At 58.8% G+C, this 23,728-nt stretch carries 17 protein-coding genes, 1 tRNA gene and 2 pseudogenes; 17 read left to right on the forward strand and 3 right to left on the reverse strand.

Features of this window, described 5'->3' with window-relative positions; translation table 11 throughout:
- The 6 genes from ACR0P8_RS04765 to ACR0P8_RS04790 form a co-directional block, all read left to right on the forward strand.
- Positions 1-189: hypothetical protein (locus ACR0P8_RS04765; RefSeq protein ID WP_432624042.1), on the forward strand; the 189-nt coding region annotated here is incomplete at its 5' end.
- A 26-nt stretch (positions 190-215) separates the two neighbouring features.
- Positions 216-1,364, forward strand: a complete 1,149-nt coding sequence (gene dapC, locus ACR0P8_RS04770) for a succinyldiaminopimelate transaminase (RefSeq protein ID WP_432624043.1) — start codon at positions 216-218, stop codon at positions 1,362-1,364.
- A gap of 538 nt (positions 1,365-1,902) precedes the next feature.
- On the forward strand, positions 1,903-3,945 hold the full coding sequence (locus ACR0P8_RS04775) for a right-handed parallel beta-helix repeat-containing protein (RefSeq protein WP_432624044.1): 2,043 nt from the start codon (positions 1,903-1,905) through the stop codon (positions 3,943-3,945).
- Between the two features lies 1 nt (position 3,946).
- Complete coding sequence (locus ACR0P8_RS04780) at positions 3,947-5,086, forward strand: glycosyl hydrolase family 8 (RefSeq protein ID WP_432624045.1); 1,140 nt, start codon at positions 3,947-3,949, stop codon at positions 5,084-5,086.
- Positions 5,083-6,672, forward strand: coding sequence for a glycoside hydrolase family 43 protein (locus ACR0P8_RS04785; protein WP_432624046.1), 1,590 nt, complete (start codon positions 5,083-5,085; stop codon positions 6,670-6,672). Before ACR0P8_RS04780 ends, ACR0P8_RS04785 begins: the two co-directional genes overlap by 4 nt.
- Entirely contained in the window at positions 6,669-8,120 is a 1,452-nt protein-coding gene (locus tag ACR0P8_RS04790) for a carboxylesterase/lipase family protein (protein WP_432624047.1), read from the forward strand. The genes ACR0P8_RS04785 and ACR0P8_RS04790 overlap by 4 nt, the downstream gene beginning before the upstream one ends.
- A 566-nt stretch (positions 8,121-8,686) precedes the next feature.
- Here ACR0P8_RS04790 and ACR0P8_RS04795 read toward each other — a convergent pair.
- A tRNA-Ser gene (locus ACR0P8_RS04795) sits at positions 8,687-8,774 on the reverse strand.
- A 226-nt stretch (positions 8,775-9,000) separates the two neighbouring features.
- On the opposite strand from ACR0P8_RS04795, the gene dinB reads away from it, so the two are divergent.
- The 8 genes and pseudogenes from dinB (at position 9,001) to rpsI (ending at position 17,659) form a co-directional block, all read left to right on the forward strand.
- Positions 9,001-10,332 carry a DNA polymerase IV gene (gene dinB, locus ACR0P8_RS04800; protein WP_432624048.1) on the forward strand — a complete coding sequence of 444 codons (1,332 nt, stop codon included), beginning with the start codon at positions 9,001-9,003 and terminating at the stop codon, positions 10,330-10,332.
- Positions 10,333-10,370: 38 nt separating this feature from the next.
- A pseudogene (locus ACR0P8_RS04805) lies at positions 10,371-11,739 on the forward strand (CapA family protein).
- 75 nt (positions 11,740-11,814) lie between these two features.
- Entirely contained in the window at positions 11,815-12,807 is a 993-nt protein-coding gene (locus ACR0P8_RS04810; RefSeq protein ID WP_432624049.1) for a D-2-hydroxyacid dehydrogenase family protein, read from the forward strand.
- A 60-nt stretch (positions 12,808-12,867) separates the two neighbouring features.
- Positions 12,868-13,506, forward strand: a complete 639-nt coding sequence (locus ACR0P8_RS04815) for an IMPACT family protein (RefSeq protein WP_432624050.1) — start codon at positions 12,868-12,870, stop codon at positions 13,504-13,506.
- Positions 13,507-13,537: 31 nt separating this feature from the next.
- Entirely contained in the window at positions 13,538-14,188 is a 651-nt protein-coding gene (locus tag ACR0P8_RS04820) for an AbrB family transcriptional regulator (protein ID WP_432624051.1), read from the forward strand.
- Between the two features lie 69 nt (positions 14,189-14,257).
- A complete protein-coding gene (malQ, locus tag ACR0P8_RS04825) occupies positions 14,258-16,420 on the forward strand; it encodes a 4-alpha-glucanotransferase (RefSeq protein WP_432624052.1) in 2,163 nt (720 codons plus the stop codon).
- A 277-nt stretch (positions 16,421-16,697) separates the two neighbouring features.
- Positions 16,698-17,147, forward strand: coding sequence for a 50S ribosomal protein L13 (rplM, locus tag ACR0P8_RS04830; RefSeq protein ID WP_204441774.1), 450 nt, complete (start codon positions 16,698-16,700; stop codon positions 17,145-17,147).
- A gap of 20 nt (positions 17,148-17,167) precedes the next feature.
- Positions 17,168-17,659 carry a 30S ribosomal protein S9 gene (gene rpsI / locus ACR0P8_RS04835; protein ID WP_026646515.1) on the forward strand — a complete coding sequence of 164 codons (492 nt, stop codon included), beginning with the start codon at positions 17,168-17,170 and terminating at the stop codon, positions 17,657-17,659.
- 132 nt (positions 17,660-17,791) lie between these two features.
- Here rpsI and glgX read toward each other — a convergent pair whose 3' ends face one another.
- On the reverse strand, positions 17,792-20,239 hold the full coding sequence (glgX, locus tag ACR0P8_RS04840; protein ID WP_432624053.1) for a glycogen debranching protein GlgX: 2,448 nt from the start codon (positions 20,237-20,239) through the stop codon (positions 17,792-17,794).
- 277 nt (positions 20,240-20,516) lie between these two features.
- On the opposite strand from glgX, the gene ACR0P8_RS04845 reads away from it, so the two are divergent.
- The 3 genes from ACR0P8_RS04845 (at position 20,517) to ACR0P8_RS04855 (ending at position 23,583) form a co-directional block, all read left to right on the forward strand.
- Positions 20,517-21,521, forward strand: coding sequence for a zinc-dependent alcohol dehydrogenase family protein (locus tag ACR0P8_RS04845; RefSeq protein ID WP_432624054.1), 1,005 nt, complete (start codon positions 20,517-20,519; stop codon positions 21,519-21,521).
- Between the two features lie 188 nt (positions 21,522-21,709).
- Positions 21,710-23,071, forward strand: a complete 1,362-nt coding sequence (locus ACR0P8_RS04850) for an MFS transporter (RefSeq protein WP_432624055.1) — start codon at positions 21,710-21,712, stop codon at positions 23,069-23,071.
- A 107-nt stretch (positions 23,072-23,178) separates the two neighbouring features.
- The gene (locus ACR0P8_RS04855) at positions 23,179-23,583 is read left to right on the forward strand and encodes a VOC family protein (RefSeq protein ID WP_432624056.1); all 405 of its coding nucleotides are present in this window, start codon (positions 23,179-23,181) and stop codon (positions 23,581-23,583) included.
- A 27-nt stretch (positions 23,584-23,610) separates the two neighbouring features.
- Here ACR0P8_RS04855 and ACR0P8_RS04860 read toward each other — a convergent pair.
- Positions 23,611-23,728, reverse strand: a pseudogene (locus tag ACR0P8_RS04860) (NagC family transcriptional regulator); the annotation flags it as partial.

Raw genomic sequence — 23,728 nt, forward strand, 5'->3', positions numbered from 1 at the left:
CGCCGCAGAACCAGTGAGCATGTCTTGCTGATGCGTCCGCCTTCCATATTGCGCGTAAGCGGAATATTCGCGGTCGATTTTAACCGGTTTGCCGCAGACGTTTGCACACGTCAGCGGCAAACCGGTTTTTGTATGGAACGGTTGCATGTGCCGGCACGTCGATTGCCGTATGCTGGAACATGGTTGTGATTTCCGCTTGAAAAGGAGCCTTACGGATGGGTTTTCATGAGTTTTCATCGCCGTACGACTGGTCCCGCATCGCGTCGTACAAACGTACGGCGAAAGCCGCGTTCGGTGGCATGGTCGACCTGTCCGTCGGTTCTCCCGTCGACCCCGTTCCCGATTCGGTGCGTAAGGCGCTCGCGGTCTCGTCGAACGACCCGAACGCGTACGGATATCCCGTTACGGCAGGTACCGCCGATTTGCGTGACGCCATTCACGAGTGGTTCGCGGCCGCCCGCAATGTCGATTTGCGTGCGATCGGCGCCGATGCGGTGCCGACGGTCGGTTCCAAGGAAGGCGTCGCGTTGATGGCGTCGCTGCTGCATTTCGGCGAGGGCGATGTCGTCGTGCAGCCGAAGGTGTCGTATCCGACGTACGAGATCGGCACGCAGTTGGCCGGCGCGCAAACGCTGAAGGTCGACGACGTGGCGGATGCGGATTCCTGGAAGGATGTGCCGGGCGTCAAGGCCGTTTGGGTCAATTCGCCGTGCAATCCGACCGGTGAGGTGCTGTCCGCGGAACAGATGGCCGGTATTGTGCGTGCCGCGCGCGCGATTGGTGCCGTGGTGCTGTCCGATGAATGCTATGCGTTGATGCAATGGGAAGACGACGTTGCGGAAGCGGATGCGGATACGCTTGCCTCCACGCCGTGCGCCTTGCGCGCCGATGTGTGTGGCGGGTCCGCCGAAGGCGTATTGGTGCTGTATTCGCTGAGCAAGCAAAGTAACATGGCCGGGTATCGTACAGCGCTTATCGCTGGCGATCGATTGCTGATCGGGCCGATGGCGGCATACCGCAAACAGATCGGGCAGATCATTCCCGGACCGGTGCAGGCTGCGATGGCCGCCGGGCTGCGTGACTTCGACGCGGTCAAGACCCAGCATTCCCGTTACCAGGAGCGTCTGGGCATGCTGGTGAGTGCTCTGCGCGCATACGGATACTGCACCGACATGCCGCAAGGCGCGTTGTACGTGTGGGTGAAAGCCAAGTCCGGCGACTGCTGGGAGGATCTGCGCCAGCTTGCCGAAATCGGCATCGTCGCCAGCCCCGGCGAGTTCTACGGAGCGCCGGAATACCTGCGATTCTCGGCTACGGCCAGTGATGCGGCGATCGCCTCCGCCGCGGAACGATTGGCACGTTGACGGTTTGCTGACGATGGCCTTTTGACGAACGAAAGCGTTGAAAACAAAAAGGACCTCCGATTCACTCGGAGGTCCTTCATTATGGCGGAGTCAGAGGGAGTCCAACGCCCATGCGTCTTATGGCTATGTGCAGCTGTTGATGTCGCTGATCCAGGAGTGGCGCAGTGAGAGAGCTCTCCCCAGTACAGTGTCAGTTTGTCGGCCAATGAAGCATCGATGATAACGCTATTGCCGGGGACAGCGTAAATAGTTTTCGCAGTTAATCGTGTTTGGGCGGAAGCCTGTAATTTCCTGCTTTTGGAATACTTAAATCTATTCGAAAGTTTCGTAAATATTTGCATATAGAACTTTCGTAACAAAAAATTTAAGTATTTAGTTAAGCGATTTGACTTTCTTGAAAGTCAAGTCATATAATCAAGCAATGCTTTGACTGAAATGCTAAAGCATTTACGAAACATGAAGATGTGTGTTCGTGCATGTCGCCAAAGGAGAAAGACTTTGTATTCCCACATCCGATATTGGATAAGGAGATGCAGCAATGAAGTTTGAATACCATGTCAAACCAACCGGCAACGATGCTGCGTGCGGCGACGCGGAGCATCCGTTCGCCACGATTTCCAAGGCCGCGCAGATGGCCTCTCCGGGCGATACGGTAATCGTGCATGAAGGCGCATACCGCGAACAAGTCGATCCGAAACGCGGCGGTCTGAGTGAACATGAGCGCATCACCTACTGCGGAGCCGAAGGCGAAGCACGGCCGGTTATCAAAGGCTCGGAATGCGTGCAGGGCTGGACGGAATTGGCCGATCATCCGCATGTATGGACGGTGGTGCTTGATAATACGATGTTCGGGGATTTCAATCCATTCGCGACCCCGATTTTCGGTGACTGGCTGGAAATGCCCAAGTTCGGCAAGGACCCGGACAAACATCTTGGCGATGTGTATCTCAACGGTGTTTCCTTCTTCGAATCGACGACGTTGGAAGGCGTATACGATCCGCAGCCGCGTGATACGGATGAGGATTTCGCGTTGAAGATTCCCTGCCCTGTGCCGGATGCGGACCGTACACGTTATGTATGGCATGCCGAAGTGGACGAGAATGCCGGCACCACAACGATCTGGGCGAATTTCCAAGGTGCCGATCCGAATGAGGAACTGGTGGAGGTCAGTGTTCGTCGCACATGCTTCTTCCCTTCCCGCAACCATGTCAACTACATCACCGTGCGTGGCTTTGAAATGGCGCAGGCCACTGGAGATTGGGCGCCGCCTACCTCGCAGCAGTGGGGCATGATCGGCCCGAACTGGTCGTATGGCTGGATCATCGAAGACAACGTGCTGCATGACGCCAAATTCTCCGCGGTGTCATTGGGCAAGGAAATCTCATCCGGCGACAACGAGTGGGCGAAAACCGAGCGCAAGACCGGTTACCAGTACCAGTTGGAGGCCGTGTTCAAGGCCCGTCGCATCGGCTGGGAAAAGGGGCTGATCGGCGGTCATATCGTACGCAACAACGACATCTACGAGTGCGGACAGAATGCCATCGTCGGACATATGGGCAGCGCATTCTGCCGTATCGAGCATAACCATGTCCATCACATTGCGTTGAAGCGTGAATTCTTCGGATGGGAGGTCGCTGGCATCAAATTCCATGCCGCATTGGATACGGTCATTGCCAACAACAACATCCACGACTGCTCGCTGGGCATGTGGATGGATTGGCAGACGCAGGGCACACGCATCACGCGCAATGTGTTCCACGATAACGTCCGTGACCTCATGATTGAAGTGAGTCATGGGCCGTATCTGGTGGACAATAACGTTTTCGCCTCGCCGGTGATGTTCCAGAACTGGTCGCAAGGTGGTGCCTTCGTCAACAATCTGATTTGCGGCGGCATTGAACCGCATACCGTCCCCGACCGTTCCACGCCGTATCACTATCCGCACACCACCGAGGTGGCCGGGTGCGCTGTGGTATCCGGCGGCGATGAGCGTTGGCTGAACAACATGTTCGCGCCGCAACCGGTGAAACCGACTGTCGGTGAATATGGTTTGTCCGCCTACGGCGATTGCCCGATGTCGATGCATGAATACTTGGAACGCCAGCGGGCCATGTGGGCAGATCCTTCGCAGGGTGGTGGCGAGCGCAATCCTCTGCAGTCTCTATACGCGGGCGGCAACATCTATCTGTCCGGCGCACAGGGGCTGAACAAGCAGGAAGGTGCGGCCGACGATTCGGAGCGCATGCAGGAGGACGCCCCGTTCTTCGGCGGCACCGCCTCCACGAGCGTTGCGTGTGATGAGCCCATGCCGGTGACATTGGTCGAAGAACCCGATGGACTGTACCTGCAGTGCACTGTGCCACAGGCCGTCGCCGATACCAGGATGCAGGTCGTCACCAGCGATATGCTCGGCGTGCCTCGCATCGTGGAGGAACGCTATGAACAGCCCGATGGCAGTGACTATGTGCTGGACACCGACTTGCTGGGACAAGCCTTGACGGCAACGGAACGCAAGGCCGGGGCGTTGAATGGTCTTGTCTCCGGAGAGAATCGCATCCGAATCTGGGAATGGAACAACTGATATGACAAATGCAACCGATACCAGCAAGACATTGGGCGAGTCCATGTTCGCACAGTGCGGATATGCCCAGGACGCCATCGATAAGCGCGTGTCACAGGTCTGGCATGAAATTTTCGAAGGTCCGAACAAATTCTATTGGGAGAACGACGAAGGTCTTGCCTATGTGATGGACACCGGCAACAACGATGTACGTACCGAGGGTATGAGCTATGCGATGATGATCGCCCTGCAATACGACCGTAAGGACGTATTCGACAAGCTGTGGGGCTGGGTAATGCGTCACATGTACATGAAGGACGGTCATCATGCGCATTATTTCGCATGGTCGGTCGCGCCGGAAGGTACGCCGAACTCGAATGGTCCTGCACCTGACGGCGAGGAATATTTCGCGATGGACCTGTTCCTCGCCTCCCGTCGCTGGGGTGATGGCGAGGATATCTACGAATATTCCGCATGGGGACGCGAGATCTTGAGATATTGCGTTCATAAGGGCGAACGCTACGACGGCGAGCCCATGTGGAATCCCGACAACAAGCTCATCAAGTTCATTCCTGAAACCGAGTGGAGCGATCCGTCCTACCATCTGCCGCACTTCTATGAAGTATTCGCCGAAGAAGCCGACGAAGAAGACCGTCCATTTTGGCATGAGGCAGCCGCCGCAAGCCGTCGCTATCTGCAGGCGGCCTGCGACGAGCGGACCGGCATGAACGCTGAATACGCGGATTATGACGGAAAGCCGCATGTCGACGAGTCCAATCATTGGCATTTCTATTCCGACGCCTACCGTACCGCGGCGAATATCGGACTGGATGCAGCCTGGAACGGTCCGCAGGAAGTGCTGTGCGACCGCGTCGCCGCGCTGCAGCGATTCTTCCTGACCCACGACCGTACTAGCGTCTACGCCATCGACGGCACCGCCGTGGACGAGGTCGTGCTTCATCCGGTCGGATTCCTGGCCGCGACCGCGCAAGGCTCACTTGCGGCGGTGCATTCGGCCCAGCCCGACGCGGAGCATAATGCCCGTGAATGGGTGCGCATGCTGTGGAATACGCCGATGCGAACCGGCACGCGTCGTTATTATGACAATTTCCTCTATGCTTTCGCCATGCTGGCGTTGAGCGGAAAGTATCGGTATGAATGATGATTACCTCAACTAATCCTATGGTCTACACGGATTTTCCTGATCCAGACATCATCCGGGTCGGAGACGTGTATTACATGGCCACTACGACTATGCATTTCACACCTGGGTGCGATATTCTGCGCAGCTATGACCTAGTGCATTGGGAATTCATTGCGCACGCATTGAATATCGTGGCGGATACCCCTGAAGAACGTTTGGAATGTGAAGGTGCCAACGCCTACGGTCGAGGCATGTGGGCGCCGTCACTGCGTTACCATCGGGGCACCTGGTATGTGTTGTTCGCCGCCAACGATACGCATGCCAGCTATCTGCTGACGGCGGACGATCCATGCGGCCCATGGCGAAAGCGTGAGCTTGACGGCTTCTATCACGACAGCGGACTGTTCTTTGACGACGATGATCGAGCCTATGTCGTATATGGGCAGTCGACATTGCGCATCACGGAGTTGAATCCTGAATTAAGCGGGCCGATGCCGGGTGGGCTCGACCGGGTCATCGTGCAGGACGATCCGCAGGCTGACCTTGGTTATGAGGGCAGTCACCTGTACAAGCATGATGGACGCTATTACGTCTTCACCTGTCACTTCCCGCAAGGCAAGGGCAAAACAGAAGCCTGCTTGATGGCCGAATCCTTGGATGGCGCTTTCGAAGTGCGTGAAATTATTGAAGACGACCTGTCCTTCCACGGTTACGGAGTCGCGCAAGGCGGTATGGTGGACACTCCGGACGGCGACTGGTATGCATTCATGATGCAGGACCGCGGCGGTGTGGGACGCGTGCCGATACTGATGCCGATGCGGTTCGGCGAGGACGGATTCCCCGTTGTCGGCGAGAACGGCAAAGTGCCGCAGTCGGTCAGCGTGCCGGCTGCAAGCTGTGCCGAACCTGTCGCGCCCATCAACGGAAGCGAATTCATAGCCCGGCATAACGCCGAAGGCGGAGTCGATGCCAACTGTCTGCAGCCATACTGGCAGTTCAATCACATCCCACATGACGAATACTGGTCACTGACGGAACGTCCGGGAGCATTCCGCCTGCATTCCGGACGCATCAGCTCGAATCTCAATCATGCATGGAACACGCTGACGCAGCGCACGATGGGGCCGGTGACGGTGGCCGAAGTCACCGTCGACGCGTCGACATTGCATGATGGCGACTTCGCCGGATTGGCGGCGTTCCAAGGATGCTATTCCTACATCGCGCTTACGCGAAGGAACGGCCGCACGATGCTGACCGTCCAATACAAGCCGGTGAATGACGATTCCATCTTCTCCGACGATGATTGGGACAGTCCAGCCGTAACGGATGCGGAAATCATGGCGGATGCGGATTGCATGCGCCTGCGCGCGGTATATGATTTCACCGATTGCAAGGATGAAGTGACGTTCTTCTACCGCGATGCGGATACGCCGGAATCCGAATGGTGTCCATTGGGAACAGCGCACCGGATGGTCTTCAAAATGGATCATTTCACAGGTTGCCGTATCGGATTGTTCCTGTATTCGACAAAAGAGACTGGTGGAATCGCCGATTTTTACGACTTTGCGTATTCGACGCCGGGTACGAAGGAAAGAGAGCAATGAAGCGACAGGTCATAGTGGCGCAAGGAACTGTCGAAGGCTTGGCGGCTGAAGATCAGGGCATCACCGTGTTCCGAGGGGTCCCGTTCGCCCAGCCTCCCGTCGGCGGTCTGCGCTGGCGTGCGCCGCAGCCGGCCCTGCCATGGGATGGTGTGCTGCAAGCCTTCGATTTCGGGCCTACCGCGATGCAGCCGACGCCGGGCGCCTCCGATGATTTCTATGATCGTGAATGGGGCACCGATCCGGCCGCGCCGATGAGCGAGGATTGCCTCTACCTGAATATTTGGACTCCGGCATTACGCGGATATGGCGCGGATAGCATGGTAGCCTCCGAAAAGCTGCCGGTCATGGTCTGGATCTACGGCGGAGCCTATCAATGCGGCGGCACATTTGAAAAGGAATTCGACGGCACGCATCTCGCCGCGAACGGCGTCGTTGTGGTCAGTGTGGCCTATCGTCTGAATGCATTTGGGTTTATGACGCACCCTTTGCTGCATGAGGAGGCCGTAGAACGCGGCGACGGCGAACCATATGCGAATTTCGGATTCCTGGATCAGCGTGCCGGAATCCAATGGGTGAAGGAAAACATCGCGAAGTTCGGCGGAGATCCGGAAAACATCACGGTTTTCGGCCAATCGGCCGGTGCCGCCAGCGTCTTGGCCCAGATCTGCTCGCCGATGAATCATGGCCTGTTTCAGAAAGCCATCATGCAATCCGGCGCAGGCTTAGGGTATTTCAATGCGCGGCAGGACACGCTGGAGCATGCGCAGGCCAACGGAATCCGTCTGTTCGAAGCATTGGGTGTCTCCACGCTGGAGCAGGCCCGTGCAATCCCGGCCCGAACGGTATTGGAAGCCGCCGAGTCCCTGCCTGTTCCACCGGACAGCGGACGTGAAGATGACTGGTCGATGATCGTCAATTGGGTGCCATGCGTGGACGGCCTGTTCCTTCCCGATCAGGAGGAGCGTATCGTCGAGAGCTGCAAGGCCAACAACGTCGACATGCTGGTCGGCAACACGACCAATGAGTTCATCGCTTCGACTGAAGATGGGAAGCCTGTGCATGTCGGCCAGCTCGGCAATCTCACGTTGATCCGCAAATGGACCGCAAGCGGTGGGACCGCGCCATACTACTATCATTTCGATGTCGCTATGCCGGGGGATGATGCCGGAGCCTTTCACTCGTCCGATCTGTGGTTCTCCTTTGGAAGCCTTGCGAAATGCTGGCGTCCGTTCGTTGGATGGCATTACGATCTGGCAAGGCGAATGGGGCTGTACTGGACCAATTTCGCCGCCAATGGCGATCCCAACGGAACGGACCGTGACGGAACGCCGCTTCCTGTATGGGATCCTTGCATCGGTGAGGAATGCCCCGCCATGCATTTGTGCCAAGAACCGGGCATGCGGACGGATTGGCTTACCGAAACGGATCGAAAAGCATTTGGCCTGTGACGGCATGCCGTTGATGTATAAATACTGATATGTAAACAGGGACGGTCTTTGCGGATCGTCCCTGCCGCATAATGATTTGCCGTTGCGCGTGCAGGAGGATTTCGAGACTGATTATCCGACTTTTCACCGTTTCTGTCGTCTGGTTCGTCGGTGGCGTCTCGCGGAGGCTCGGGCCATTAAAGACCCTGTTCGGCGTTGTGCAGGCTAGGAGCTGTTTGAAGTGTTCTAGGCCGGACGTTTCGCCGTATAGGGGCGTGTCTGCGTGGATTCCGTCGGATGTGGCGTCTCAATTGTTGGACGTTGCGGTGAGCGTGAACGGGGGTGATTATGAGGAAGACTGAACCCCCCGCTCATGACCATTGCCGACACGATGGCCTATTTGCAGTGCAGTCGTCGGCTGTCTTGTTGGGTACCCAACTCGGGTACCTTGCTGGGTACCGGAAATGTTGGCATTGGCGTACATTTTCGTACATTCTCTGTTTGCGCCGTATGTCTTGAAATCGTTGGTATTCCGCCGTTTTGGCATGAAAAAAAGGGCTTCCGGATTTCTCCGAAAACCCTCAAGGCGGAGTCAGAGGGATTCGAACCCTCGAGCCGCTAAACACGACTAACACCTTAGCAGGGTGCCCCTATCGGCCACTCAGGCATGACTCCACTGTTGCGTTACGACGCAACAGCATGTAACTATAGCATCTATCCGCGTGCGAAACACCATATTGTGAAAAAATGAGAGAAAAACGTGTGGTGATGTCAGTGGGACTCGAACGCGCAAGCCGTGTCGAGCGGTCTCATCGATATGCGACACGCCGGTATGCCCGCAGGTTTCGCCATATTCGAACATTTGTTCCAAAACTGCCGAATCGTTGTCTATCATGGAATCATGAGCACGGCACCAAGAATCGCAGCGGCCAAACGTGACTGGGGTCACGATGAGGTCGGATGCACGGTGCTGCATATCGACATGGACGCTTTTTTCGCATCCCTCGAAGTGGCGCGGCATCCGGAATACGCCGACAAACCGGTAATCATCGGCATCGGCAACCGTTCCGTGGTGTCCGCGGCGAACTATGAGGCACGCAAATACGGCATCAATTCGGCGATGGCAAGCTCCCGGGCAAGAAAACTATGCCCGAACGGCGTCTTTCTGCCGGTGGACATCCACTACTACCGTGAGATGTCCCGACGTATCTTCACAGAGGTGTTCTCCCGCGTCACCAATCGCATCGAACAGGTTTCCGTGGATGAATGCTATATGGACGTCTCCGGCGCGCTGCTGCGGTGGAAGAGTCCCCGCGCCATCGGAGCTTGGATACGCGATCAGGTCGCCAGACGGTACCACATCACCTGTTCCGTCGGCATCGCGGCGAACAAGCTTGTCGCCAAAATGGCTTCGACCAATGCCAAACCGGATGGCATGCTCATGATCCCCGTGGCCAGACATGCCGAATTCGTGCAGATGATGCCGTTGCGTGGCATACCTGGCATCGGTCCGTCCTTGGAGAAACGACTGAACGCATGGGGCGTTGATTCCGTGGCTGACTTGGCGAAGATGAGCATGGAATCGCTTGAGCAGGCGACGGGGTCAGCCATCAGCGCGCGCGGGTTGTACATGGCGGCACGCGGATTGGATGACCGCCCTGTCGCACCGCGTGCGCAGGAGAAATCCGTCGGCGCGGAACGCACGTTCGACAAGGACACCCAAGACATGCGGCAGGTGACATCCATGCTCCGCTGGTGTTGCGATGATGTGGCCGGCACGCTGCGCAGACGAGGGTTGATGGCGCGTAAGGTCATGGTGAAGCTGCGATTCCCGGATTTGAGCTATGCGACGAAAGGACATACGCTGGACTGTCCGACGGATGCGGCAAGCATGCTGTATCCGCAATGTGTCGCATTATTGCTGGCCATGATGGGCATGCCGGAAAGCTCTATCGACGCCATTTCCTTGACCAGACCGGTGCGACTTGCCGGCATGAGCGCGGGCGGTTTGGTCGAAGCGGCGGATGCGGCGGTTCAGCTTTCGCTTGATGACATGCTTGAAGAGCAGAACGAGGCGCAGCGGGGTCGTGGAACGGATACCGAACCGTCGACCCAATCGGAACGGCTACGCGGTGCGGAAGCGGCATTAGACGCGGTACGGCTCAAATACGGTAAAGGAAGCGTGCGTCTTGGCGTATGGCGTACGGGGCCATCAGGTAATCTTGAACATTGAGAGTGATATGGAGCATGAGAAGAAACAGGGGGAGTGCCATGAGATACAGGGACAAGGCGGTGCATGCCCGCAACCCGGAAGTGCTGGTTGCAGGACGTCGCAGGCTGGCCATCGTCGCAGCCGTCGTGCTTGTTGTATTGCTGGCGGTAGGTGGGTGGTTCCTGACGCGGTGCTTGCATTCATCACAGTCCCAAGCCGGGCAGGGGGCCGCAACGCAGATGGACGTGGCCAAGCAGAAAAAGCATGTGGTGAAAAAAGGCCGAGCCGAAGGAACATCACGGTAATTCGCCGGACTGTCCGGATACCGATTGCATCGCCATGATGGTCAATGGCGATCTGCTGTTCCACCCTGGTCTGTGGGACAACTTTGCCGGTCCCAATACCGCGGCGACGGACGGTACGGCCTATGACTTCACCAGTCTGTTCGAACCGATGCGCAAGTACATCGATGCCTCCGATATCGCGGTGTGCGAATTCGAAACGCCGATCGCGCCTCGCGGTGGCCCCTACACCGGGTATCCGGTGTTCAACATTCCCTCGGAGGTCGCCGACGCGGCCGCCAAGGTGGGGTATCGCGCATGCACGCATGCGTCGAACCATTCGTGGGATCAAGGCGCGGATGGCATCACACGCCTGTGGGATACCCTCGACCAGGACGGCATCGCACAGACGGGCTCCTACAAGACCGAGGAAGACTCTACCAAACCGCTGGTCATCGATTCCCCGACCGGTGGCGGCAAACTGGGCCTGATCGCCGGTACCGTGTCCCTGAACGCGCAAACCCCCGATTATGACTGGCGCGTCGACCGTCTGCGCGAGAGCGGCGATCCGAACCATCAGGCCGACATCGACAAAGCCGTGGCCAAAGCCAAAGAGGCCCGTAAACAAGGCGCCGACGTGGTGGCCATCGCCATGCATTCCGTGCAGGAATATCTTGACTACGCCGACTCGTGGCAGCAGTCCGAAGCCCATGAATTGGCCGATACGGGCGCGTTCGACGTGATTTACGGCGCCGGATGCCATTGCGCCCAGCCCATTGAGAACTATAACGGCACATGGATCATCTACGGTTTGGGCAATGCGGTGACCGAGTCGGCCAATACGCCGGAGACCCTGGTCAACAACCAAGGTGTGACGGCCCGCGTCCAGTTCGCCGGCAAGAAGGGCGTGGCCGGTTCGTGGAGAGTCAGCCGCATCGACTGGGTGCCGACCGCGAACATGCGCCAAGGACGGTACCAGTGGTGCCCGATATCCAGCGACCATCCGGATGGAGCCTGTTGGAACGAGACCGAGGATGCCAACCAACGGCAGCGCATCTGGAACGTGATCTACTCCATGGGCGCCGACCAGCAGGTGGTCCGCGAGTGGAATATCACCGCGGAGCAGACGGATTCGTCCGGGAAGTAACGTTTCGTGGCACAATGTGCCATGTAGAAGCTGCAATGATATGCGCGGTTCCGCGCGCTGTGTGAGGTGAAAGACATGGATGGAATCTTCGAGACCCAACCCGAACGGACGGATTTGCCGTTGGTGGTCATGCCGGTGGTCATCGCTTCGATGATCGAACCGTTCAAGAAGAACTTCGCGATGCTTGAGAACGTGGCCCGCGTGCGCATGTACGAGGATTTCACACTCGACGAGGACACCATCGTGGAGCGGTGCGAGGACGCGGACGCCGTCATGGTCATCGGATTCCACTGCACCGACGCCATCCTCGACCGCCTTCCGAACGTCAAATGCTACGCGTTCGGCGGCACCGGCGTGGCCAGTTACATCAACCTGGACAAGTCGAAGGAACGCGGCATCCGCGTCTGCAATGTGCTGCATTATGGCGACCATGCCGTCGCAGAGCACACGATGGCGCTGCTTATGGAGCTGACCAGGCATGCCGGCGCGCTCGACGCGCAGGTCAAGCAAGGGGATTGGGACGGCGCTGACGGCTTCGAGCTGTTCGGCAAGAAGCTCGGCATCATCGGACTTGGTGGCATCGGACAGACCGTGGCCGGCATCGCCAAGGCCTTCGGCATGAAGGTGTCCGCATGGAACTCCCATGTGCCGGCGCAGGTGTTCTCGGATCTGGGCGTCAACCCGGTGGACGACATGAATGAGCTGATCGCTGGTTCCGACGTGGTCTCCGTGCACATGCCGCTGCTTGATTCCACCCGTGGCATCATCACCGCGGAAAATCTCGAGGCGCTGCGCCCGGGAACCTTGTTCGTCAACACCGCGCGAGCCGAAGTGATCGAACCGGGTGCCCTGCTGACAAGGCTTCAGCGCGGAGACATTCCGGCGGCGCTTGACGTGTTCGAACATGAGCCGCTGACCGCCGACGATCCGCTGTGCAAGATTCCCGGCATCGTGCTCACCCCGCATATCGCATGGCGTACCGATGGCGCGTACATCGGTTTGACCAGGCAGGTCGTGCAGTCCATCGCAGCTTTCTTCAAGGGCGAGGATTTCAACGTCGTCGTCTGATTTGAAATCACGCGCCGAAGCGAATGCGGCTGGTCGGCGCGGTTGGATAGGTTGGATGGCATGCAGACCATACTTGATTCCGCCGATCGGCCGGCGCACGACGCCTTCATCGAAAAGAAGTCGGAATTCATCGGTGACGCCTGCCATATCGAATCGCTGGATGACGCCCTTGCGTTCGTCCAGACGATTCGCGACTTGCATCCAAAGGCCCGCCATGTCGCCTATGCGGCGGTGTGCGGCGGCTCCGACGGCCGTCTTGCGGAGCGTATGAGCGATGACGGCGAGCCGTCGGGCACCGCGGGCAAGCCGATCCTCGATGTACTGCGTGCCAATGAGATGACCGATTGCGTGGTTGCGGTCACACGGTATTTCGGCGGTATCCTGCTTGGGTCGGGCGGATTGATTCGTGCCTATTCGACGGGCGCTTCGATTGCCGTCAAAGCCGCGTCCAAAGCAAGAATCGTGCCATGCCGTGAATATCGGGTTGCGCTCGACTATCCGCAGCTCGGCGGTTTCCAGAACCTGCTGGCTTCGGTGGAAGGTGAGCAGGCTGACGCGCAGTACACCGACCGCGTCGTATTGTCCGTGGTGGTGCCGATGGAGCGCGCGGATGTCTTCGAGGCGCGGGTCACGGAGATGTTCAACGCCACGGTCTCGCCGCAGCCCGTGGGCACATCCAACCGGCCGGTCAGGCTATGAGCCAAAGATGATGAAAGCGTGAGGTGACACTATGAGCGAGGCTGGGAACAACCCGAACGGCGACAATCAGAAAACCGACGAAACCGCGGATTTCGAGCCGTTGACCGCCACTTATGAACGGTTGCGGCATTCCGATGATTCCGCCGCTTTGAGCGAGTTCGCAAGGCGTCCGTTGCCGGACCGCTCCGATCAGGCGGCATTCTCCCGGGCCACCGCACTGTTGGAGGCGGTCGCGGGAAACGTCCACACGCCGCTGGAGGATCGCGTGTTCCTCGCCGAGACCATGCCGTTCCCGAACATTCTGGTCAAGCTTTCCACCGACGAGTCTCCTGAAGTACGCAAAGCCGTTGCGGGAAACGCCGATGACAAGAACTGGCTGGTGGGCCGACTGACCAAGGATGAGTCGCCCGAAGTCCGTGCGACCGCGCTGCGCAACAAGCGCACGTCGTGGAAGATGCGTCTTGAAGGTGCCGAGGATCCAAGCATGGATGCTGACACACTGGACTTCCTCGGAGCGTTGGGAACGCAGATCGAGCCGGACGCCCCAGTGGTGCTCGCCACCATGGTGCGTAGGGCCGTCGCGCTGAACCCGAACGTTTCCGATCGGACGCTCCAACAGCTGGCGCAGGACGATGCTGACGATGTGCGGAAGGCGGCCGCGCGCCACCTTGCGGAAAAATAGTTGCATACGTTGTCATTTTTATGAGATTTTCGCGCGTGGTGCGTTCGGTTTATGCCTACACTGGGAGGCATGACAGAACAGACCGAAAACGCAACGCGTCTCGCCCGTCCGCTCATTCGTCTGGCAAAGCTGGTGGGTGTCGCCACCAGCTATGTCGGTATGAGCCATGATTACCACGAAATCGAAGACGATGTTCTAGTGGCGGTGCTCAAGGCGCTTGGTATTGACGCTTCCAGCGACGAGGCGATCAAACAGTCCATCACATCCATCAAGTCCGAGCGCGAGACGCGCGTCGTGGCCCCGACGGTGCTGCATATCGTCGGCAAGGAAAGCAAAGTGGAGGTTCACGGCGGCGTGTTCGACGTGCCGGAAGCCACCATCACGCTGGAGAACGGCGAGCAGTTTGCCGGCGCCATCGCCCATGAGGGCGGCGAAAAGACGGCTAATGACGTCGATGGCGATTTCTTCTGCACGTCGTATCTGGTGCTGCCGGCCGACCTGCCTGAGGGATACCACACCCTTACTGTCGCTGTCGGCGATCGCAAGGAGACTGCAACCGTTATCAGCGCTCCGGAGAAAATCGAACTGCTCGACGATATGAAGCAGGGCTCCCTGTGGGGCTGGATGAGCCAGCTGTACTCCATCCGTTCCAAGGGCTCCTGGGGTGTGGGCGATTTCGAGGACCTCAAGACCATGCTGGTCGAGTCCAAGAAGAAGACCGGCGCCGATTTCATGCTCATCAATCCGATGCACGCCGCGGAGCCAGTGCCTCCGTTGACGCCGTCGCCATACCTGCCGATTTCCCGCCGCTTCGTCAATTTCAGCTACATCCGTCCGGAATCCATGCCGGAATACCTCACGCTCTCCCATGGGGACAGGGCCGAGGTCGACGCGCTGCACGAGCAGGTTGAATCGTTGAACGACGATGCGAACCTCATCGACAGAGATGCCATGTGGCGTGTCAAGAAGCATGCGCTGTGGATCATCTACAAGGCCGGACGCACCAAGACGCGTCAGGCGGATTTCGATCGCTATCTCGCCGATTGCGGCGACGAGATCGAATCCTACGCGACGTGGTGCCTGTGCTACGACAAGTGGGGAGCACCCGCCGACGACGCCGACAATTGGGTCCGTAAATACAATCGCGATTCCGAGGAAGTCGCGCATCTGCGTGAGAAGTACCCGGACACCTTGGAGTTCTACCGTTGGCTGGAATGGGTCGCCACCGAGCAGCTCCACGCGGCACAGCAAGCCGCCCGCAGGGCCGGCATGAAGATCGGCATCGTCGCGGATATGGCCGTCGGCGTGCATCCCGCGGGCTCCGATGTGTGGTGGAATCCGGAACGGTTCGCCAAGGGTGCCACGGTTGGTGCTCCGCCTGACATGTTCAACCAGCAGGGACAGGACTGGAGCCAGCCGCCGCTGAACCCGATCGCCTTGGAGCAGACCGGTTTCCAGGTCTACCGCGACATGGTGCACGGCATGTTCGCCAACGCCGGCGCGGTGCGCATCGACCATATCCTCGGTCTGTTCCGCCTGTGGTGGATTCCGGAAGGCAAGCCTGCCACCGACGGCACGTACGTGCATTACGATTCCGATATCATGCTGGGCATTCTGGCTCTGGAAGCGTCCCGTGCCGGTGGCGTCGTGGTGGGCGAGGATCTCGGCGTGGTGCCGGCCTACGTGTCCAAGTCGCTGTCCGAGCATGGCATTCTCGGTTGCGCCGTGGAATGGTTCGAGCAGAACGACGGCGTGTTCCGTGCGCCGAAGGATTGGCGTCCGTACGCGTTGGCTTCCGTCAACACGCATGACATGCCGCCGGCGGCCGGTTATCTCGAGTACGGCCATGTCAAACTGCGCGAGGAACTCGGACTACTGTCCGGACCGGCGGAGGAATTCCAGAAGTCCGCGACGGCCGAGCATAACGCCATGCTGCGCATGTTGGTCGAGGAAGGCTATCTCGACAAGGCAGCGTTGGAGAATGAGGCAGCCAACGAGAATGAGATCATCGATGCTCTGTACCGCGGTCTGAAAGGTTCCCCGTGCAAGCTCATGGCGGCTTCCATCGTGGATGCGGTCGGTGAGAAGCGCACACAGAACCAGCCGGGCACCAACAACGAATACCCGAACTGGCGCATCCCGCTGGCCGACGGTGAAGGCAACGTGGTGCCGCTCGAAAAGCTCTTCGACGAGCCGCGTCTGCAGGAGATCACCGCCATCATGCGTGGCTGATCGTTTCGAAAACGTGTGACAGTGTGACAGGGTGTCCGCGGGCAAGTTGTCCGTGGACACCCTTGTTTTTCGTGTTGCCGAATGTCAAGGCGGACGATACACTAGTAGATTGTTGTGTTTCCCTACGGGGTCCTTCAAAGCGCTTTTCCCACTCGCCATCGAGGACTTTCAGGGAGCCCACGGATAATGAGGCCTGAAAACGGCATTATTCCGCGCCTAACCAACGTGCATGATGCTGATGGATGGTCCGGAACACAATATATAGAAAAGGTACATCGTGAAAACTTTCACTCCGAAGCCAGCTGATCTGACTCACGACTGGTACGTCATCGACGCCACCGACGTGGTGCTCGGCCGTCTCGCTTCCCAGGCAGCGATCCTGCTGCGTGGCAAGAACAAGCCGACCTACGCTCCGCACGCCGATTCCGGCAACCACGTGATCATTCTCAATGCCGACAAGATCGCTCTGACCGGCAACAAGTTGGGCAAGGAACTGTACATGCACTCCGGTCGTCCGGGTGGCCTGCGTCGCGATAGCTACGCTCAGCTGCTCAAGACCAACCCCGAGCGCATCATCAAGTCTGCCATCAAGGGCATGCTGCCGAAGAACCGTCTGGCCAAGGTTCAGCTGGATCGTCTCCACATCGTTCGCGGTGCCGAGCATCCGTACGCTGGCATGAAGCCGCAGGTTTTCGAGATCGCTCAGGTCTCGCAGCAGGCTAAGTGAACCGAAGGGAGATAAGAAACATGGCTGAAAACACCAACAACTCCGCGGTTCTCGAGACCGAAGAGGAGCTCACCTCGTACACCACCGAGACCAACGCTGGCGCTGGCACCGGTACTTCCACCATCGCTCCGGGCTACGGCACCGGTCGTCGTAAGGAAGCCGTCGCTCGTGTTCGCCTGGTTCCGGGCACCGGCAAGTGGACCATCAACGGCCGCACCCTGGAAGAGTACTTCCCGGCCAAGCTGCTGCAGCGTGAGGTCAACTCCCCGATCGTGCTGCTCAAGCTCGAAGGCAAGTTCGACGCTATCGTCCTCGTTGACGGTGGCGGCACCACCGGCCAGGCTGGCGCAATCCGCCTGGGCGTTGCCCGCGCTCTGAACGCCATCGATCGCGATGCGAACCGCGCCACCCTGAAGAAGGCTGGCTTCCTGACCCGCGACGCCCGCGTCGTGGAACGCAAGAAGGCTGGTCTGCACAAGGCACGCCGCGCTCCGCAGTTCTCGAAGCGCTAAAGCTTATCAAGCTTTACGAAACCCCTCGGAAACCATTTGGTCTCCGAGGGGTTTCCTCGTTTTTGTCCGTTTTGCCTCGTCGGCCGGGCCTACCGGCCGGACATATCGGTCGGACATATCGGTCGGTAGGTCTCAGTTAGACATCTGCTTTAGCACGCTGATGCTCAAAGCCGGCAGCGTCCAGAGTGTGGGATCGTCCTCGGACAGTCCGTCATCCACGGATTTCAGATTGTCGGTATCCTCATCCTTCAGACGCCAGTACATCGTGTTGAGCAGTTGCAGATGATTGCGGAACCGTCCGGCCGGCTTGTCGTCTGATTCTTCGTCAAATTCGGCCAGTTTCTCGATTCGTGTGCCCTGTCCGGGGTATACGCCGGCGATTTCCGCCGAGGACCAGAGCATCTGCCATTCGATGTCGCTCGGCAGATGGAAACGGACGTTCTCGTCGGAGCCGTTGACCAGAATCAGCAGGCTTGGCTCGTCGGGGGAGAGCAGCTGCATGGCGAACGATCGGACGGACGGATTGGTCCAATCGGCATCGTGCGGGGCCTTGCCGTTCGGCATGAACCAGTGCACCCTGTCGGACTTCTTCAACAGGCCGATTCGACTCAGGCGGGTGAAGAAATCCTCATGGTTGTACAGGTCGCGTGATTTCCGCAGGGCGATCAGTCTCGACGTGAGGTTGAACAGTCTGAGCTCCGTCGTCTGCTCGGTGCTGTATAGCCAATCCCAGTCAAGCCATGTGGTCTCGTTGTCCTGCGTGTAGGCGTTGTTGTTGCCGTCCTGGGAATTGCCGAATTCATCGCCGGCGAGCAGCATCGGGGTGCCCAAGGAAAGCAGCAGCGTGCCCAGCAGGTTCATGGTGGCACGTTCGCGTTGCTGCGTGATGATTGGATCGTCGCATGGGCCTTCGTGCCCGAAGTTGACGGAATGATTGTCGTTGCTGCCGTCCCGGTTGTTCTCGCCGTTGGCTTCGTTGTGCTTGTGACTGTAACGGGTCAGATCGGCGGTGGTGAAACCGTCGTGGCAGGCCACGAAATTCACGGAAGCCGTCGATCCGCGTCCGGGATCCGTGGCGAACAGGTCAGCCGAGCCGCACAGACGCGTGGCCAGCGACTGCATGGTCGACTCTCCGGGCTCGCCGCCGCGGGCGCGTTCCACGTCCGTCAGCCAGAATTTACGGGTGCAGTCACGGAAACGGTCGTTCCATTCCGCGAAGGGAATGCCGAATTGGCCGGTGCGCCAGCCGCCCGGTCCGCAGTCCCAAGGCTCCATGATCATTTTGAGGTTGCCGAGCAGCATGTCGGAACGCAGCGCGTACAGGAACGGGTGGTATCTGGTGAATTCACCGTCGAGTCGTGCCAGCGTCGTCGCAAGGTCGAAGCGGAATCCGTCGATGCCGATTCGTTTGGCCCAGTATCGCAGCGAATCCACGGCGAACGTGGTGACGTGCGTATTGGTGAAATCCAGCGAATTGCCGCAACCCGTGGTGTCGTAGAGACGGCTGATCTCGTCTTTGGTACGCCGGTAGTAGGCGAGGTTGTCGAGGCCTCTCCAACAGATCGTGGGGCCTTCGGGGCCGGATTCGCAGGTGTGGTTGTAGACCACGTCCATGATCACCTCGAAACCGGCTTCGTGCATCGCGCGAACCATGTCGATGACTTCCTGCCGTACGGCCGCGGCACCGGCTTCCTGTGCCTGCTTGGTGGCGTATGAGGGTTCGGGGGCGAAATAGCCGAGGGTGGAGTATCCCCAGTAGTTCGTGCGATTGCGTTCCTGCAGGAACAGTTCGGGCTGCTTGGCTTGGATGGGAAGTAGTTCGATGGATGTGACGCCAAGGTCCTGCAGATAGGAGAGTGTCGCTGGATGGGCGAGACCCGCGTAGGTGCCGCGGAGTTCCTCGGGAAGCCAAGGGGCATTCGCCGTGAAGCCTTTCACGTGCAGTTCGTAGATGATGGTCTTGCTCCATGCCACGTGCGGATGGGACGGCTCGCCTACATGCTTGTCGGTCGCGCGGTCGTCGATGGCCACGGAGACGGGCATGTGGCCGAGGGAATCGACGGTGCTCATAGGGCCGAACGGAGACCCCGACACCTTGCCGTTTTTGATCTCGCAGGCGTAGGCGAACGCGCCCGGGTCGAGCTCCATCCGACCTTCGATGCCCTTGGCGTAGGGGTCGAGCAGCAGTTTGTAGGGATTGAAGCTCACGCCATGGTTCGGATCCCATGGGCCGTTGATGCGGTATCCGTATTGCATGCCGTCCCAGGCTTTGGGCACATGCACGTACCATAGGCCGTAGTTCGGGCCATCCATGCGGAACAGCGTCTCCCGGAGGTTGAGCGACGGTATTCGTCTCGTGCAGATGCTGAGTTCCTTCGCTTGGTCGATGAAGGTGGCGTCCGGCTCATCGAACAGACGGACGGCGTCGGCGTAGAAGACGCTGGGCTGGTCAAGGGGTTCAAGCACGCAGAACCATGCTTGTGTGGCGCTTTCGGAACGGACGACGGCGTCCGCTCCGCCATCGTCGGTGAAATACAGTCCGGGACGTGTGGCGTAACGATGCAGGGGAGGATTCTTCATATCTACATTGTAGGTGCCGGAAGCAGTCAATCGTTCGACGTGCGGGGGAGCGGCGCGGCGTGACATATGGGCAGGGCGTCGTTTCCTCGTTTTGATTGGCGATTTCGGGTTTCCGTTGCCGGTGCATGTCTACGAAATCCTTGGAAACAAACGCGACACGCTTTATAAGATACTTTAAGAAAAGCAATTTGCAAAACTATTTAAAAAAGCGTATAGTGTGATTCATCACGCAGGGACTGCGGGAAACAAAATATCTTTCAGCGAGGAAGGAATTATCATGAAGGCTTTGGTTTTGACTGGCATCAAGCAGTTCGAGATTCAGGAACTGGACACTCCCGAGATCCAGCCGAACGAGGTGCTGATCAACACCGCATACGCCGGCGTATGCGGCACTGACCATGATCTGTACGCCGGACGTCCGGGTTCCGCACCGGCCGTTCCGCCGATCGTGCTCGGCCATGAGAACTCCGGCGTCGTCGCCGCCATCGGCTCCGAGGTCACCAACGTCAAGGTCGGCGACCGCGTGGCCGTCGATCCGAACATCTACTGCGGCCAGTGCGAGTACTGCCTGACCCAGCGTCCGGAGCTGTGCGACCATCTGAGTGCCGTCGGCGTCACCCGTGATGGTGGTCTGGCCGAGCAGTTCACCGCTCCGGCCACCGTCGTCTACAAGCTGCCGGACAACGTCTCCCTGCGTGACGCCGCCGCCATCGAACCGGTGTCCTGCGCCGTGCATGGCCTCGACCTGCTGAAGCTGCGTCCCTACCAGAAGGCCCTGGTGATCGGCGACGGCTTCATGGGGCAGATCTTCGCCCAGCTGCTGCAGGCCTACGGCGTGCACCAGGTGGACCTGGCCGGCATCTTCGACGAGAAGCTGCAGCGCAACAAGGAGCAGTTCGGCGTGACTGAGACCTACAACACCACGAAGGAGCCAGTCCCGACGGACGCCTACGACGTCATCGTCGAGGCGGTCGGCCTGCCCGCCACCCAGGCCCAGGCCGTCGCCGCGGCCAAGAAGGGCGCGCAGGTGCTGATGTTCGGCGTCGGCCCGCAGGAAGCCCACTTCGAGATGAACACCTACGACATCTACAAGAAGCAGCTCACCATCCAAGGCTCCTTCATCAACCCGCTGACCTTCCGCGACGCCATCTCGCTGGTCTCCTCCGGCAAGATGAACATCGGCGGACTCATCAGCCACGAGCTCAAGCTCGAAGAGGTCCAGGACTTCCTCGACGGCAAGATCACCGGCGTTTCTAAGGCCGTCGTCAAGGTCGGCAAGTGACGTCGCGGACGGTTCCGCGATTGTTCCGATGAAATCGTGGCCGCCGCGCGTTACCTCTCTGCGGCGGCCATCATTCAATTCGAATCGGGTGTCATGGCAAAGCGGCCACGGCACCCGTCCATTGAGAACCTATATTGGTTTCGTATGTTTTCTCATAGTCGAGAAAGATAACGGGTAAGGATGCTCGCATGATTAAGCTTCTTGAACGGCTCGGCGTTCCGCGTACGCTGATGCTCGGCTTCCTCGCCGTCGCGATCTTCATGACCGGCGATGGTTTCGAACTGACGTTCCTGTCGAAATTCATGGTGGATCAGGGATTCACCTCCTCCCAGGCCTCGCTGCTGGTCACCGTATACGGCCTGTTCGCGGCGTTCGGTGGTTGGTCCGCCGGCGTGCTTGCCGAGATGTTCGGCGCGCGCAAGGTCATGATGTTCGGCGCATGCTGGTGGATCGGCGTGCATCTGCTGTTCCTCGGCGTGGCCATTCCGAGCCATATCTATCCGTTGATCCTGGGACTGTATGCCATCCGTGGCATCGGATACCCGCTGTTCATCTATAGTTTCGTGGTGTTGATGGCGCAGTACATCTCCCCGTCCAGGCTCGCCTCGGCCACCGGATTCTTCTGGACCTGCTTCTCGCTGGGCATCGGCGTGTTCGGCGCGTATCTGCCAAGCTTCATCATGCCCGTGTTCGGCGAATACAAGACGTTCTGGTTCGCATTGCCCTTCTCCATCATCGGCACGCTCATGTGCTTCTTCTTCGTGCCGAAGAACAAAGTCGTCAAGGGTGAGGGGCTCAGCCGCAAGGAACAGCTCAAGGAGCTGACCGAAGGCGCCACCATCCTGTTCACCAATCGCAAGATCCTCATCTGCGCCATCATCCGCATCATCAACAACCTGCTGCTGTATGGCTTCCCCGTCATCATGCCGTTGTACCTGTGCACCACACATAATGGCGGCATCAACATCTTCAAGACCGAGGAATGGATGCGCATCTGGGGCTTCGTGTTCGTCGTCACCCTGATCTTCAACACCTTCTGGGGCTGGTTCATGGACCGCTTCGGATGGGTATGGCCGATGCGCTGGTTCGGCTGCGCGGTGCTCGCCGTCGGTTCGGTGGCGTTCTACTACATCCCGCAGTGGTTCGGCGCCAACGCACTGATGATGATCGTCGCCTCCATCATCGTGGGCATCGGCACCTGCGCCTTCTCGTCGCTACCGACCATCATGACGCTGTACGCAGGCGAAGGTAAGCAGGGCGCCGCGTTGTCGGCGTACAACCTCGCCGCCGGCCTGACCACGTTCGCCGGCCCCGGCATCGCCACGATTCTGCTGCCGGTCATCGGCTATGGCGGTGTGTGCTGGACCTACGCCGCGCTGTATGTTCTGGCGTTCGTGCTCACACTGTTCATCCGCCCGAAGCAGCCTGGATTCGACGAACATGGTCACCGCATCAAGTCAGCCAAGAAGGACGTGCAGCTGGCCGATGCCGCGCGTCAGACGGGAGCGGACACACCGTCTGCCGTAGGGTCGGCCGAAACGGCGCAATAAAATACCACAGACCGACAAGTCCCGCGGTGTCTCGCCAAGTCCTGTACACAATATATTCGCTAAGCTAAATCTCAGCTAAACCCAACCACATGCAAAGGAGAACCATCATGAGCAAGCCCATGACCGCATTCACCACCGATTTCCAGCATTCCGGCATGATCGCCAAGGACCTGGACGAGACCATCGAGTTCTACACCAAGAAGCTCGGCTTCGAAGTGGCGGGCATCTTCCATAACGGTGAGAACCGTTGCGCCTTCCTGCGCTACGGCCATCTGACCATCGAGACCTGGGAGGGCGAGCCGGCCCCGATGACCACCGGTGCCATCAACCACTGGGCGTTCGACACCCCTGACATCGAAGCCGCTTTCGAGAACGCCAAGGAGCTCGGATTGAAGTTCAAGGACACTGAGATCCAGCACATCGACAGCTTCTGGGAACATGGCATTCGTTACTTCAACGTGTACGGTCCCAATGGCGAGACCATCGAGTTCTGCCAGATCGTCAAGAAGTGACCCGATCGGGGTCGCGGTGATGTAAGGTCACGCGGCCCCGCAGATGCCGTCCACATAGGACTGCACGAAACGCAATGCTGCGCCGATGATGTTCTGATCGTCGGCGCAGCTGCTTTTTCTCAGCGAGAAATGCTCGGAATGGAAC

It is taken from the genome of Bifidobacterium sp., assembly GCF_050874245.1.
Classification (GTDB): domain Bacteria; phylum Actinomycetota; class Actinomycetes; order Actinomycetales; family Bifidobacteriaceae; genus Bifidobacterium.